This is a genomic window from uncultured Polaribacter sp. (genome assembly GCF_947501385.1).
Lineage (GTDB): Bacteria > Bacteroidota > Bacteroidia > Flavobacteriales > Flavobacteriaceae > Polaribacter.
In genome coordinates, this window is record NZ_CANMVP010000013.1 from 1 (window position 1) to 14,168 (window position 14,168).

Annotated in this window: 9 protein-coding genes; 5 read left to right on the forward strand and 4 right to left on the reverse strand. The window is 32.7% G+C overall.

Going from position 1 to position 14,168, the window contains the following annotated elements; all coding sequences use genetic code 11:
* Positions 1 to 108: 108 nt before the first annotated feature.
* The 4 genes from thrC to Q0998_RS09755 form a co-directional block, all read right to left on the reverse strand.
* Positions 109 to 1,395, reverse strand: coding sequence for a threonine synthase (thrC, locus tag Q0998_RS09740; RefSeq protein WP_299669479.1), 1,287 nt, complete (start codon positions 1,393 to 1,395; stop codon positions 109 to 111).
* A gap of 82 nt (positions 1,396 to 1,477) precedes the next feature.
* Positions 1,478 to 2,401: a homoserine kinase gene (locus Q0998_RS09745; protein ID WP_299669492.1), complete on the reverse strand. Its 924-nt coding sequence runs from the start codon at positions 2,399 to 2,401 to the stop codon at positions 1,478 to 1,480.
* 105 nt (positions 2,402 to 2,506) lie between these two features.
* Positions 2,507 to 4,945, reverse strand: coding sequence for a bifunctional aspartate kinase/homoserine dehydrogenase I (thrA, locus tag Q0998_RS09750; RefSeq protein ID WP_299669494.1), 2,439 nt, complete (start codon positions 4,943 to 4,945; stop codon positions 2,507 to 2,509).
* Between the two features lie 316 nt (positions 4,946 to 5,261).
* A complete protein-coding gene (locus Q0998_RS09755; protein WP_299669496.1) occupies positions 5,262 to 6,821 on the reverse strand; it encodes a hypothetical protein in 1,560 nt (519 codons plus the stop codon).
* Positions 6,822 to 6,953: 132 nt separating this feature from the next.
* Here Q0998_RS09755 and Q0998_RS09760 point away from each other — a divergent pair, with 132 nt between their 5' ends.
* The 5 genes from Q0998_RS09760 (at position 6,954) to ilvN (ending at position 14,062) form a co-directional block, all read left to right on the forward strand.
* Positions 6,954 to 8,129 carry a 2-isopropylmalate synthase gene (locus Q0998_RS09760; protein ID WP_299669498.1) on the forward strand — a complete coding sequence of 392 codons (1,176 nt, stop codon included), beginning with the start codon at positions 6,954 to 6,956 and terminating at the stop codon, positions 8,127 to 8,129.
* A gap of 96 nt (positions 8,130 to 8,225) precedes the next feature.
* Positions 8,226 to 9,347, forward strand: coding sequence for a 3-isopropylmalate dehydrogenase (gene leuB, locus Q0998_RS09765; protein WP_299669500.1), 1,122 nt, complete (start codon positions 8,226 to 8,228; stop codon positions 9,345 to 9,347).
* A gap of 459 nt (positions 9,348 to 9,806) precedes the next feature.
* Positions 9,807 to 11,486 carry a dihydroxy-acid dehydratase gene (gene ilvD, locus Q0998_RS09770; protein WP_299669502.1) on the forward strand — a complete coding sequence of 560 codons (1,680 nt, stop codon included), beginning with the start codon at positions 9,807 to 9,809 and terminating at the stop codon, positions 11,484 to 11,486.
* Positions 11,487 to 11,698: 212 nt separating this feature from the next.
* Positions 11,699 to 13,432 carry a biosynthetic-type acetolactate synthase large subunit gene (ilvB, locus tag Q0998_RS09775; protein ID WP_299669504.1) on the forward strand — a complete coding sequence of 578 codons (1,734 nt, stop codon included), beginning with the start codon at positions 11,699 to 11,701 and terminating at the stop codon, positions 13,430 to 13,432.
* A 99-nt stretch (positions 13,433 to 13,531) separates the two neighbouring features.
* The gene (ilvN, locus tag Q0998_RS09780; RefSeq protein WP_299669506.1) at positions 13,532 to 14,062 is read left to right on the forward strand and encodes an acetolactate synthase small subunit; all 531 of its coding nucleotides are present in this window, start codon (positions 13,532 to 13,534) and stop codon (positions 14,060 to 14,062) included.
* The last annotated feature ends 106 nt before the right edge of the window (positions 14,063 to 14,168 follow it).

The window sequence follows — 14,168 nt, forward strand, 5'->3', positions numbered from 1 at the left end:
TGCTCTTTCTCCTTTTTATTAATATCTATCTAATATAAATACTTTAATCCATATCCTTTTGCAAACATAGGATGACAGAAGTCTCAAAAATTTGTGAATTCGTGGCAACTATTCCCTCATCAAAAAATCCTTTAAATCTTGATAAGATGAAGCTTTCATAGCCACTTTTTTATTGTTGATAATTTTTTGAATCTGTGCTGGAACCTCCACTTTTACTGGCAGTGTTCCTTCCACAACATCTAAAAATTTTACAGGATGCGCAGTTTCTAAAAACACACCAAATTCGTTTTCTTTTAAACCGTATTTTTCCAATCCTAGATAACCAACAGCACCATGCGGATCTGTAATATAGCCAGAATTTTTATAAATTGCTTTCATTTTTTCACGAGTTTCATCATCAGAAAAACTATACGAAGAAAAATGCTTTTTTAGAGTTTCAAAATCGTTGTTAAACAGTTCTTGAATTCTTATAAAATTACTCGGATTTCCAACGTCCATCGCATTTGAAATGGTTGCTTTTGATGGTTTTGGAGTGTATTTTCCATCAATTAGATAATTAGGAACGGTGTCATTCACATTTGTAGATGCTATAAAATGTTTAACTGGTAAGCCTAATTTTTGGGTCATAATTCCTGCGCAAATATTCCCAAAATTTCCACTAGGAACAGAAAAAACGAGTTCTTTATTTAATTTTTGTAATTCTTTATACGCAAAGAAAAAATAGAACATTTGTGGCAACCAACGTGCCACGTTTATAGAGTTCGCAGAGGTTAAAGTTTTTGTGATCTCTTCATCTAAAAAAGCAGTTTTTACCATTTCTTGACAATCGTCAAAAACACCAGATACTTCAAGAGCGGTAATATTTTTCCCTAAAGTGGTCAATTGCTTTTCTTGAATATCACTCACTTTTCCTGAAGGATATAAAATAACTACATTCACACCTTTTGCATCTAAAAACCCATTAGCAACTGCGCCACCAGTATCACCAGAGGTTGCTACTAAGACAGTAATTTCATCATCATTATCGCGATTGAAATATTCTAAACATTTCGCCATAAACTTCGCACCAACATCTTTAAAAGCCATTGTTGGGCCGTGAAACAACTCTAAAGAAGCTATATTTTCATCAATTTTTACCAATGGAAAATCAAAAGAAACCGTTTCTTTAATAATCTCTTTTAATTTTTCAGTCGGAATTTCATCACCCACAAATTGTTTAATTACTTCATAAGCAATCTCTTGATTTGAATAATTGGTAATATTTTCTATGAATTCTTTCGAAAGTGGTGTAATTGTTTCTGGAAAATAAATTCCTCTATCTTTTGCAAGCCCTTGTATAACAGCGTTTTTAAAAGTTGTTTTTGGTGATTTATGGTGTAAACTGTAGTAGTTCATTGTTTTGGTTTTTGGTTGATAGTTTTTAGTTGATGGGTGGTTTTAGACTTCAGACCAATAACCGTCAACTAAAAACCAACAACTATTCTAAAATTTTCATTCCTTCTTGATTCACTTTCGAAATAAACATTTCAAAATTAATCTGTGTATTTTTATATGTTTCTTCAATAGCCTTATATACTTTTTCTGCACTTTTATCTCCTTGACACAAAGCAAAAATGGTGGGCCCAGAACCACTAATTCCTGCACCTAAAGCACCTGCTTGTATGGCACTGTTTTTTACGTCATCAAAAAACGGAATTAAAGATTTACGGGCAGGTTCTACAATAACATCTACCAAAGAATTACTAATTAATTGATAATTATTGGTGAACAATCCACTTACCAAACCGCCCACATTTGCCCATTGTGTAATCGCATCTTTTAATGGAATATTAGTGGGTAAAACTTCTCTTGCATCTTTTGTTTTTATTGCTATTTGTGGATGAATTGCCACTACCCTTAATTGTTCTGGAACAGGCAATTTTACAATTTCTAAGGGGTCGTAACTTCTAACGAGTACAAAACCTCCGTAAATAGCTGCAGCAACATTGTCTGCAATTTCAGAACCGCAAGCAACTTCTTCACCAAACATGGCAAATTTTGTCAATTCTAAATCAGAATATTTACTATCTAAAAATTTATTTACCCCAAAAGCTGCACCTGCTGCACTGGCAGCCGAACTTCCTAAGCCACTTCCTGGGGAAAAACCTTTATGAATGGTAAGTTCGATACCAAAATCTGCTTTTGCTGCTTGTAATATTTTTTGAACAACGGCACTTGCCGCATTTTTATCAACATCATAGGTTAAATCTGCACCGGTGATACTTATTATTTTTACCCCTTTCTCTACCGTTTTTGTAAATGTCATTTCATCACCAATGGCATCTACTGCAAAACCCATAGAATCGAATCCGCAGGAAACATTGGCAACAGTTGCAGGAGAAAATATTTTTAAATAATTCATTTTTTTTAGTTTGCAGTCTACAGTTCGCAGTTTGCAGTCTTTAGTTTGCAGTCATTTCATTACTGAATACTGCCTACTGAGGACTGCTAACTGAGAACTGCCAACTTATTTACTCGTTCTAATAATATCCGCAAAAATACCAGAAGCAGTTACATCTGCTCCAGCTCCAGCTCCTTTTATAATTAAAGGGTTTTGAGGATATCTATCGGTGAAAAATAACACAATATTATCACTTCCCTCTAAATTATAAAAGGGATGGTCTGAAGGAATGTGTTGCAAACCAACATGTGCTTTTCCGTCTGCAAATTCGGCCACATATTTTAGTCGGCAATTTTTATCATTTGCTTCTTTAAAGATGTCTTGAAAGTGATTTTCATGTTTTGTTAAAGAAGCATAAAAATCATCATTATTAGAAGTATTTAAACTTTCTTCTGGTAAAAAGGCCTTTTTTTGAATGTCTTCTAATTCCAAATCGTACCCACTTTCTCTCGCGAGAATTAAAATTTTTCTAGCAACATCAACACCACTCAAATCAATTTTTGGATTTGGTTCTGTATAGCCTTCTTTTTGAGCTTGTGCTACCACATCATGAAATGTTGAATTTTCATTGAAATTATTAAATACAAAGTTTAAACTTCCAGACAAAACAGCCTGAATTTTATGCACTCTATCTCCTGAATTGATCAAGTTTTTTAAGGTGTCTATAATTGGCAATCCGGCACCCACATTTGTTTCAAACAAAAATGGCGCGTTGTATTTTCTTGAAACTTCTTTTAATGTTTTGTAATTCTCTAACAAAGAAGCGCACGCAATTTTATTACATGTAACTACGCCGATACTTTGTCTTAAATACTTTTCATAGACTTCAGAAACAGCTTGGTTTGCAGTATTGTCTACAAAAACACTGTTTCTTAAATTGGCTTCTTTTGTTTTATTAAAAAACTGCTCTAAACTTGTTGGTTCTCCGTTTTCTAATGCTACTTTCCAATTATTTAAATCTAAACCATGTGCATCAAAAACCATTTTCCTTGAATTTGACAATCCAATGACTCTTATCTTTAATTTAAGATGTTTTTTTAGGTATTTTTTCTGTTGTTCTAATTGCGATAAAAAACGTTCACCAACATTCCCGACTCCGGTTACAAATAAGTTGAGCTGTTTTATTTTCTCTTCAAAAAATTGTTCATGCAAGGTGTTTAAGGCTTTTTTTGCATCACTTTTATGAATGACTGCAGAAATATTTTTCTCTGTAGAACCTTGTGCAATGGCTCTAATATTTACGTTATTTTTTCCTAAGGAACTAAACATTTGTCCGCTTAAACCTTGATGATTTTTCATATTGTCACCTACCAAAGCAATGATGCATAAGTCTTGCTCTAGAGCTACAGGATTTACTTTTTGTTTTTCAATTTCAAATTCGAAAGTTTCATCAATAACTGTTTTTGCTTTCTGCGCATCTTCATCAGAAATACCAATACAAATAGACAATTCAGAAGAAGCCTGTGTAATTAAAACAATATTAATATTATGAAAAGAAAGCGCTTCAAACAAACGTTTCGAAAAGCCTGGAATGCCAACCATTCCACTTCCTTCTAAGGTAATTAAAGTAATATTTTCTATATGACTAATTCCTTTTACAGGTTTATTATTGCTTGTTTCTTGTGCAATTAAAGTGCCTGAATCTTCTGGAGAAAATGTGTTTTTTATCCAAATAGGAATTTCCTTTTTCAATACTGGCTGAATTGTTGGTGGATAAATAACTTTTGCGCCAAAATGAGATAATTCCATCGCTTCATGATACGAAATATGAGGAATTGGAAAGGCTTGCTTTACCACACTCGGATTTGCAGTAAACATGCCACTAACATCTGTCCAAATTTGTAGTTCGGTAGCATTTACTGCAGCAGCAATAATAGCAGCGGTATAATCGGATCCGCCACGACCTAGAGTAGTCGATTTACCTTCCTTTGTCCTTGCCACAAAACCTGGTAATAATGTTACATTTTTCTGATTTCCATCAAAATAAGTTTCAATATTTTTATTTGTTTCTATGAAATTCACAGATGCACTTAGGTAATTGTCTGAGGCTATAATTAAATCTCTACTATCTTTGTAGTCAGTTTCAAAAGAAGAGATTGCAGCTTTTGCGATAATGTAAGAAGATAACAATTCACCAAAACTAGAAATGGTAGCCAACGTTTTTGTTGTGAGTTCTTGTAATAAAAAACAACCTTCGTAAATAGTTTCTAAATGGTTGAAAAGTTCTTTTACATAGCGAATAATTTCATTTTGATGCTCTACAGGAATTAAATCTTTAATGACACCAAAATGATGATGTTCTAATTTCTGTAAAACCTCTTTATAGGCTTCATCTTTATGAGAAGCTAAATTTGCACCTTCAATTAATGCGTTTGTTGTTTTTCCGAATGCAGAAACCACAACTGCAATTTTTTGGTCTTTAGCTGTTGTCTCGACAATAGCTAATACTTTTTTTATGTTTTCTGAACTCGAGACAGACGAACCGCCAAATTTTAATACTTTCATTGGTAATGAATAGTTTGTGTAATTTATTTTTTATTGAGTTGATTTCGATATTTTTCGAAACACTGTATGACCTAAGTTGATATAATTATAGAAAACCCCTAAAGGGTAATAATTGTAGAAGTGCGCGTACTATTTCCCATAGAAATACCCACTATAGAAATAGTTGTAAAGGTTTTTATGTTTAGATTAGAAATATTCACAAAGCAAAAGTATTATTAATATTCAATTTGAAGTTGCTTCTTGTTGATTATTTTTCTTTTCCATCTGATTAATATGATTTTGATAAAATAAGTAGCTAATAAATCAATATAAAAAATTATTTAACGGTTAAATTTGCTTTTTCTTTAATTATTAAAGCAATGGGTTTGTTTACGATTTTGCTCTCTAACCAAGATAAAATATCTAAGTATAAAAAAGCTCTTTTCTCATAAGGATGGTTTTCGAATTTCTTCAATTTTGCATGAATTTTCTTAAATTCGTTTTTAATTTCATGTGGAAAAACATCACTTAAATCTCTAATAGAGGTTAAGAAAACCTTTTGAACCTCTTGTAAATTTTCCATTTTTAATAGAAATTTATAGGTATCTAAAAATTGTCTTTCTAAATCATAATCTAGACCACATTCATAATGTGCAATTAAATTTAAAATTCTAGCAAAACATTGTAAATCTTCTGCGGAACTTAAGTTTTTAGAACGAATTATTTTTTGCAAATAAGCAATACACAATCTGTTTTTACCCATTCCGAAGTACAAACAAGCCATTTTATAATACAATAAAACTACATAATGAGTATCTAATCTATTTTTATATTTTTCGATTTTTGTATTGATAATTGCGACTAAATATTCACCTTCTTCAAAAGAGCCTTCCAAAAAATGTAAATGCAATTTGTTAGAATACAGATATAAAAAAATTAAGAGTTCTGTATTTGTGTTTAATGGAATTTCGTTGTTTTCTATTTCAACTTCAAAAGCTGTTAATTCTCTTTTAAAAGTAGATACTTTTTTCACTAAAAAAGAAGCTTCTAACAAGTAATTTTTCGATTTTAGGTAAAAAACAGGATGTGAGTTTATTAGTTTTTGATTAACGAATAAGTCTACACACTTTTTAGCGTATTTGTAACTCAATAAAAAATCTTGAATTAAAAAACTATGCCATAAATGTGCTTTAAACAACCATAATTTTTCTCTAAATCCTAAAGTTTGATACTCATATTTTGGCATTCGATCACTAAAATATTGATCCACAAATTTTAATTCTTCTCTATTTTTCACATATCCATTTTGCAATAGATGGCTGTACAATTGTAGCGATAAATTAGAGAGTTTACTGGCAATGACATTTTGCTGGCTCAATTCTTTCGCTTGAATAGAAAGTTGATTTGCTCTATTACTCAAGCTTCTTGTAATGTATTGTGTTTCGATTACTTTTTCAAGTTCTACAATTTCATAAGCAATGTTTTTTTCTTCATGATCTAAAGCCATATTTTTGGCTTTTTCCAAGAGTTTTAAGCTTTGCTTGTACAATCCTTTTTGGTATAAAACCGTTGCAAAATCTAATTGTTCTCTAATTTGAATTCGAACATTTTTATGTGCGGGATTTAGTCTAAGACTAATTAGAATTTGTTTGTACAGGTGCGCTTTTAAATTAGAAAGTTGTTGTTTAGAAACAATGCCGCTTCCAATAATTACTTTTTCATCATATATTTTTAGTTTTTCTAAAAACTTAAATAAAGAGAAAAATTTTGCATCAATATTTCCACCCAATCTTCCTACATAAAGATTAAACTGCCTCTTTTCTGACTTTGTTAAAGACTTAATAAGTACAAAAAGCGCATCATTTTGCTGATTGGCGGATGTAATGATTTTACTCATAATATATTAGTAATCAGTTTTTTAATTAGCGATGATATGTTTTAGAAATCATGGTTTGCTATAAGTTAATACACGAATTGGAAAGGCAATATATATATTTGATTTATAATAAAGACAATCTTTATAGAAATTATGCAAGACAATCAAGTACAAATTTTCGATACTACCCTTAGAGATGGCGAGCAAGTTCCTGGATGTAAGTTAGATACAAAGCAGAAACTGGTAATAGCAGAGAGATTAGATGTATTAGGTGTAAATGTTATTGAAGCTGGTTTTCCTGTTTCTAGCCCTGGAGATTTTAACTCGGTTTCTGAAATCGCAAAAATAGTAAAACATGCCACAGTTTGTGGTTTAACCAGAGCTGTAGAGAATGACATAAAAGTGGCTGCAGAAGCTTTAAAATATGCAAAATATCCAAGAATTCATACCGGAATTGGTACGAGTGATTCTCATATAAAATTCAAATTTAATTCTACAAGAGAAAAAGTTATTGAACGTGCTATTAAGGCCGTTACCTATTCAAAATCTTTTGTAGAAGATGTGGAGTTTTATGCAGAAGATGCAGGTAGAACAGACAATGAGTTTTTGGCAAGAGTTTGTGAAGAAGTGATTAAAGCAGGCGCAACAGTTTTAAATATTCCAGATACAACAGGGTATTGTTTGCCAGAAGAATATGGCGCAAAAATTAAGTATTTACGTGAAAATGTAAAAGGAATAGAAAATGTAATTCTTTCTTGTCACTGTCATAACGATCTTGGAATGGCAACCGCCAATTCAATTGCAGGAGTTATCAATGGTGCACGTCAAATTGAATGTACCATAAACGGAATTGGTGAACGTGCTGGTAACACTGCTTTAGAAGAAGTGGTAATGGTACTCAAACAGCATCCTTATTTAAATTTAGAAACTTCTATCAATACAAAACTATTGTACGATACAAGTATTATGGTTCGTGAAAGTATGGGAATGCCGGTGCAACCTAACAAAGCAATTGTTGGGGCAAATGCATTTGCACACAGTTCTGGAATTCATCAAGATGGCGTCATAAAAAACAGAGAAACTTACGAAATTATGAATCCTGAAGATGTTGGTGTTACAGAAAGCGCTATTGTTTTAACGGCAAGAAGTGGTAGAGCAGCATTGGCGTATAGAGCAAAGAAAGTGGGTTACGAATTAACAAAAAAACAATTAGATGTTGCTTATGATGCTTTTTTAGATACAGCAGATAGGCAAAAAGAAGTAAAAGATGAAGATATTCATGCAATTATGAATACAATCAATAAAATATCAAAAGTAGCAATCGCTTAAATAATTTGTCTTCATTGGTAGCTGTAATATTCTTGAAAAAGATGTACTAATTACAGCTACCTTTGTTAACAATATTTATGAGTAAAAGGAAGTAAGATGAAATATACAATTGCTGTAATCCCTGGAGACGGAATTGGACCAGAAGTAACCAATCAAGCAAAGAAAGCATTAGATGCCGTAGCTGAAGTTTATGACCATATTTTTTTGTATAAAGAAGCTCAAATGGGCGCTTGTGCCATTGATGCGGTTGGTACGCCTTTGCCAGATGAAACAATAGCCATTTGTAAAAAAGCAGATGCTATTCTATTTGGAGCTATTGGAGATCCAAAATATGACAATGATCCTTCTGCAAAAGTAAGACCAGAACAAGGTTTGCTAAAAATAAGAAAAGAGCTAGGTTTGTTTTGTAATATAAGACCTGTAAAAGCTTTTGATGCTTTGATTAAAAACTCTCCATTAAAAAGAGAAATTATTAAAGGAACAGATATTGTTATTTTTAGAGAATTAACTGGTGGTATTTACTTTGGTAAAAAAGAAACTAGTAAAGACGGGCAATCTGCTTTTGACGGTTGTTCTTATACCGTTGAAGAAATTTCTAGAATAACCCACTTAGCATTTAAAGCTGCCCAGAGTAGAAAGAAAAAAGTAACGTTGGTAGACAAAGCAAATGTTTTAGAAACTTCTCGTTTGTGGAGGAAAACAGTTACTGAGATTGCAAAAGAGTACAAAGATATCACCTTAGAGTATTTGTTTGTAGACAATGCAGCGATGCAATTAATTCTGAATCCTAAACAGTTTGATGTAATTCTTACCGACAACTTATTTGGAGATATTATTTCAGATGAAGCAAGTGTTATTGGAGGTTCTATTGGTTTATTGGCATCTTCTTCTATAGGTAAAACAAGTGCTTTGTTTGAGCCCATTCATGGTTCATTTCCGCAAGCAAAAGGAAAAGATATTGCAAATCCGTTAGCTTCTATTTTGTCTGCAGCGATGATGTTAGAGCATTTAGGTTTAGATGAAGAAGCAGATGCTATTGAAAGAGCTGTAGAAAAATCTTTAACTTTAGGTATTACAACAGAAGACATTAAAGGAAAAAATAAATATTCAGCATCAACTTCTAAAGTAGGCGATTTTATTTCAGATTATATTTTGAATCAACACGATAGCAATTTGAATTTTAAAAATATTCACATGGGGCAAAGCACAATTATTTAGAAGCTATTTCCAGCTTTCATTACTCGCTTTTTATCTCAAAAAAAAAGATAAAAGAGTTCAAACAAACCATTCAATCTGGGCTAAACTAGTCTATTAGCTTAAGGTTTTAACTAATAAATAAAAAAGCTTGTATATCTAAATAAAAATTTACAATATTTGTAATTCAAATGAAAAACAAGATATTAAATATTATTTCTATTAGTGTTGTCATCGTAATTATTATGATATGATAGGGAAGTGATATGTATATTTTTATAAACAAACCTTCCTTTAAAATGGAAGGTTTTTTTATGGAGTTTTTTCTATAGTTGAACATCATATTAAGATATGTTTAAAGTTCTGAAAATCATAATTTTAAGTATTTATTTGAATGCCTGAATTTAAAGATTTATAATGAAGAATATTCAACAAAAACTCAAAAACACAGTAATTTAGTCAACAAGATGAAGAAAACAATCAATGGAATTAAATAAACATAGCAAAAGATTAACACAAGATGAATCTCAGCCAGCATCACAAGCCATGTTGTACGCTGTAGGTCTAACTGATGAAGATATGAGCAAAGCGCAAGTGGGTATTGCGAGTACAGGTTATGATGGAAATCCATGTAATATGCACTTGAATAATTTGGCGGCAGAAGTTAAAGTGGAATCTAAAATTGCAGGTTTGGTAGGTTTGGGGTTTCATACGATTGGTGTTTCAGACGGAATTTCAATGGGAACTTCTGGTATGAATTATTCGTTGGCTTCAAGAGATATTATTGCAGATTCTATAGAAACAGTCATGAATGCACAAAGTTATGATGCATTGATTTCTGTGGTGGGTTGTGATAAGAACATGCCTGGTGCGGTTATTGCGATGTTACGTTTAAATCGTCCATCAATTATGATGTATGGTGGAACCATTGCATCTGGAAATTACAAGGGAAGAAAATTAAATATTGTTTCTGCATTTGAAGCTTTAGGGCAAAAAGTTGCGGGCGAAATTGAAGAGGAAGAATATAGAGAAATCATCAAAAGAGCCATTCCAGGAGCTGGCGCTTGTGGAGGAATGTACACCGCAAATACAATGGCTTCGGCAATTGAATGTATGGGTTTTGCATTGCCTTACAATTCATCAATTCCTGCAGAGAATCCAAATAAATTATCGGAAGCAGAAAGAACCGCTTTGGCAATCAAAAATTTATTAGAGTTAGATTTAAAACCCTTAGATATTATTTCTAAAAAATCATTAGAAAACGCGATTGCAATTGTGAATGCTTTGGGGGGGTCTACAAATGCAGTATTGCACTTTTTAGCGATTGCACACGCAGCAGATATTGAATTTACATTAGCAGATTTTCAAAGAGTTTCAGATAGAACTCCGTTAATTGCAGATTTAAAACCTTCAGGAAAATACTTAATGGAAGATGTGCATGGCGTTGGTGGAACACCAGCAATTATGAAATATTTGTTAGATAATGGTTATTTACATGGCGATTGTTTAACCGTTACAGGAAAAACATTAGCTGAAAATTTAGCCAATGTTGAAGCGATGGAATTTGATGAGCAAGATGTCATTTATCCGAAAGATAACCCATTAAAATCCTCAGGAAATATTCAAATTATCTATGGAAATTTAGCGGAAGAAGGAGCCGTGGCAAAAATTTCAGGAAACGAAGGGCTACTATTTGAAGGAAAAGCGGTGGTGTATGACGGAGAGCAAGCAGCAAATACAGGAATTTCAAATGGAGAAGTAGAAAGAGGAGATGTTGTTGTTATTAGATATGTAGGGCCAAAAGGAGGTCCAGGAATGCCAGAAATGTTAAAGCCAACATCATTAATTATGGGAGCAGGTTTAGGAAAATCTGTCGCATTAATTACAGACGGACGATTTTCTGGAGGAACACACGGTTTTGTAGTTGGTCATATTACACCAGAAGCACAATCTGGTGGAACTATTGGCGTATTAAAAACTGGAGATAAAGTTAGAATTAGCGCAGAAGATAACTCCATAAATGTGTTACTTTCTGATGAAGAGATCGCAGCACGGAAATCAAAATGGGTAGCACCTGCATTAAAACATACAAAAGGAATTTTATATAAATACGCAAAAACAGTGGCATCTGCTTCAAAAGGATGTATTACTGATGGTGAATAAATCATCCTGCAAGGTTTCAAAAACCTTGTAGGTATAAACACAAAGAGAAGAAGAAAATAATAAAGAGCCTAGAAACTAGATAAAAGAGACAAAAATATAGACAGAATAAATAATATGTATGTCAGTATTTTTCCTGTTATAACGAATTAAATTAATGGAGAAGATATTAGTCTAATCTCTATTTTCTAAACTCTATAATCTCATAAAAAAATATGGAAACACAAACCATACAAAAGAAAGAAATAGCAACAAAAGTTACCGAGAGAATTTCTGGTAGCGAAGCAATTGTGAGGTGTTTAATCGCAGAAGATATACAAATAATTTACGGGTATCCTGGTGGTGCAATTATGCCAGTTTATGACGAATTGTATAAATATCAGGATAAAATTCATCATGTTTTAACACGTCACGAACAAGGAGCAACACATGCTGCACAGGGTTTTGCAAGAATTTCTGGTCAAGTAGGTGTCGCAATTGCAACTTCTGGTCCAGGAGCAACCAATTTAATTACGGGTATTGCAGACGCGCAAATAGACTCTACGCCAATGGTGTGTATTACGGGGCAAGTTGCATCTCATTTATTAGGAAGCGATGCGTTTCAAGAGACGGATATTGTTGGGATTTCTACACCAGTCACCAAGTGGAATTGTCAAATTACCAAGGCATCAGAAATTCCTGAAGCGTTGGCAAAAGCATTTTACATCGCAAAAAGTGGTAGACCAGGTCCTGTTTTAGTAGATATTACAAAAGACGCACAGTTTGAGGAGTTTGACTTTTCTTATGAAAAATGTATCAAGGTAAGAAGTTATGTGCCCGTTCCAAAAACAGTAGCAGGTACTTTGGAAGCTGCAGCTAAAATGATCAATGCCGCTAAAAAACCATTAATTATTTGGGGACAAGGTGTTATTTTAAGTGAAGCTGAAGAAGCCTTTAAAGCATTTGTGGAAAAGGCGGGAATTCCTGCAGCTTGGACAATTTTAGGAGCTTCTGCTTTAAAAACTTCTCATCCTTTGAACGTTGGAATGTTAGGAATGCATGGTAATTATGCGCCCAATAAATTAACAAACGAATGTGATGTCTTAATTGCCATTGGAATGCGTTTTGATGACCGAGTTACGGGAGATTTAAGTAATTATGCAAAGCAAGCCAAAGTAATTCATTTTGAGATTGACCCTGCAGAAGTAGATAAAAATGTAAAGACAGATGTAGCTGTTTTAGGTGACGCAAAAGCAAGTTTAAAGGCTATTTTACCACTAATTAATGCGAATTCTCATACAGAATGGCATCAGCAATTTAAAGATTTATATGCTATTGAGTATGAAAAAGTAATCAAGGGCGATCTTCATCCAACCAAAGAAGGATTAACAATGGGTGAAGTAATCAAAGAAATTAATATTCAAAGTAAAGGTGACGCAGCAATTGTTACAGATGTTGGTCAACATCAAATGATTGCTTGCAGATATGCAGATTTCAATAAAACAAAAAGTAACATTACTTCTGGTGGTTTAGGAACCATGGGCTTTGGCTTACCAGCAGCAATTGGCGCAAAAATGGCCGCACCAGAGCGCGAAGTAGTTTCCATTTCTGGTGATGGAGGTTACCAAATGACCATTCAAGAATTAGGAACCATTTTTCAGCAAAAAGCAGCGGTAAAAGTGGTGGTTTTAAATAACGATTTTTTAGGAATGGTGCGTCAATGGCAACAATTATTTTTTGACAAACGCTATGCATCTACAGAAATGGTAAATCCAAATTTTGTAAAAATAGCAGAAGGCTATTATATAAAAGCAAAAAAAGTAACCAAAAGAGAAGAATTAGCAGATGCTGTTAAAGAAATGATGGAGAGCAAAGAAGCCTACTTTTTAGAAGTTTGTGTAGAAAAAGAAGGAAATGTATTTCCAATGGTTCCTTCAGGAGCGAGTGTTTCTGATATTCGATTGGAGTAAAATTTATATTACGTTGTCTCCTCGAGCGAAGTCGAGAGGTTTATTAGGTCTCTTCCGAAGTTTAGGAACGATCGAGCTGACAAAGTTAAAAGTAGAAAAATGAGTCAAGAAAAACAACTATTTACCATATCAGTTTATACTGAAAATAATATAGGATTGTTGAATAGAATTTCGGCAATCTTCCAAAGAAGACACATTAATGTAGAGAGTTTAAATATTTCTCCGTCAGAAATTGAAGGTGTTGCTAAATTTACAATCGCTGTAAATATGTCCGAAGAAAATGTAAAGAAAATCATTGGTCAGATAGAAAAGCAAGTCGAGGTAATTAAAGCGTATTATCACGATGAAGAAAATACTATTTATCAAATCTCAGGTTTGTTTAAAATAAAATCTAAATTATTGTTTGAAGAACCTCAAATTCAGAATATTATTAAAGAAAGCAATGCAAGAATTGTTACTGTAAACAAAGCTTTTTTTGTGCTTGAAAAGTCTGGAAAAAAAGAAGAAGTAGTCGCATTATACAATAAGTTAAGTGTTTTCGAAATTATGCAATACACACGTTCAGGACGTGTGGCTGTTACCAAAGACGAAATGAAAATATCAACATTGTTAGAAACATACAACAACTAAAAATAAATAAAGAATAGAGAAACTAGAGCAAAGAATAAAGAGCAAAAAAGTTAAATGAATTTCTAAAATCTCTTTTCTATTTTCTTTTTTCTGATTTACATCAACA

What these genes read in the sequence shown, in the direction of transcription:
- thrC (WP_299669479.1), bottom strand. Translation starts at nt 1,395, where the DNA reads ATGAACTACTACAGTTTACACCATAAATCACCAAAAACAACTTTTAAA.
- Q0998_RS09745 (WP_299669492.1), bottom strand. Translation starts at nt 2,401, where the DNA reads ATGAATTATTTAAAAATATTTTCTCCTGCAACTGTTGCCAATGTTTCC.
- thrA (WP_299669494.1), bottom strand. Translation starts at nt 4,945, where the DNA reads ATGAAAGTATTAAAATTTGGCGGTTCGTCTGTCTCGAGTTCAGAAAAC.
- Q0998_RS09755 (WP_299669496.1), bottom strand. Translation starts at nt 6,821, where the DNA reads ATGAGTAAAATCATTACATCCGCCAATCAGCAAAATGATGCGCTTTTT.
- Q0998_RS09760 (WP_299669498.1), top strand. Translation starts at nt 6,954, where the DNA reads ATGCAAGACAATCAAGTACAAATTTTCGATACTACCCTTAGAGATGGC.
- leuB (WP_299669500.1), top strand. Translation starts at nt 8,226, where the DNA reads ATGAAATATACAATTGCTGTAATCCCTGGAGACGGAATTGGACCAGAA.
- ilvD (WP_299669502.1), top strand. Translation starts at nt 9,807, where the DNA reads ATGGAATTAAATAAACATAGCAAAAGATTAACACAAGATGAATCTCAG.
- ilvB (WP_299669504.1), top strand. Translation starts at nt 11,699, where the DNA reads ATGGAAACACAAACCATACAAAAGAAAGAAATAGCAACAAAAGTTACC.
- ilvN (WP_299669506.1), top strand. Translation starts at nt 13,532, where the DNA reads ATGAGTCAAGAAAAACAACTATTTACCATATCAGTTTATACTGAAAAT.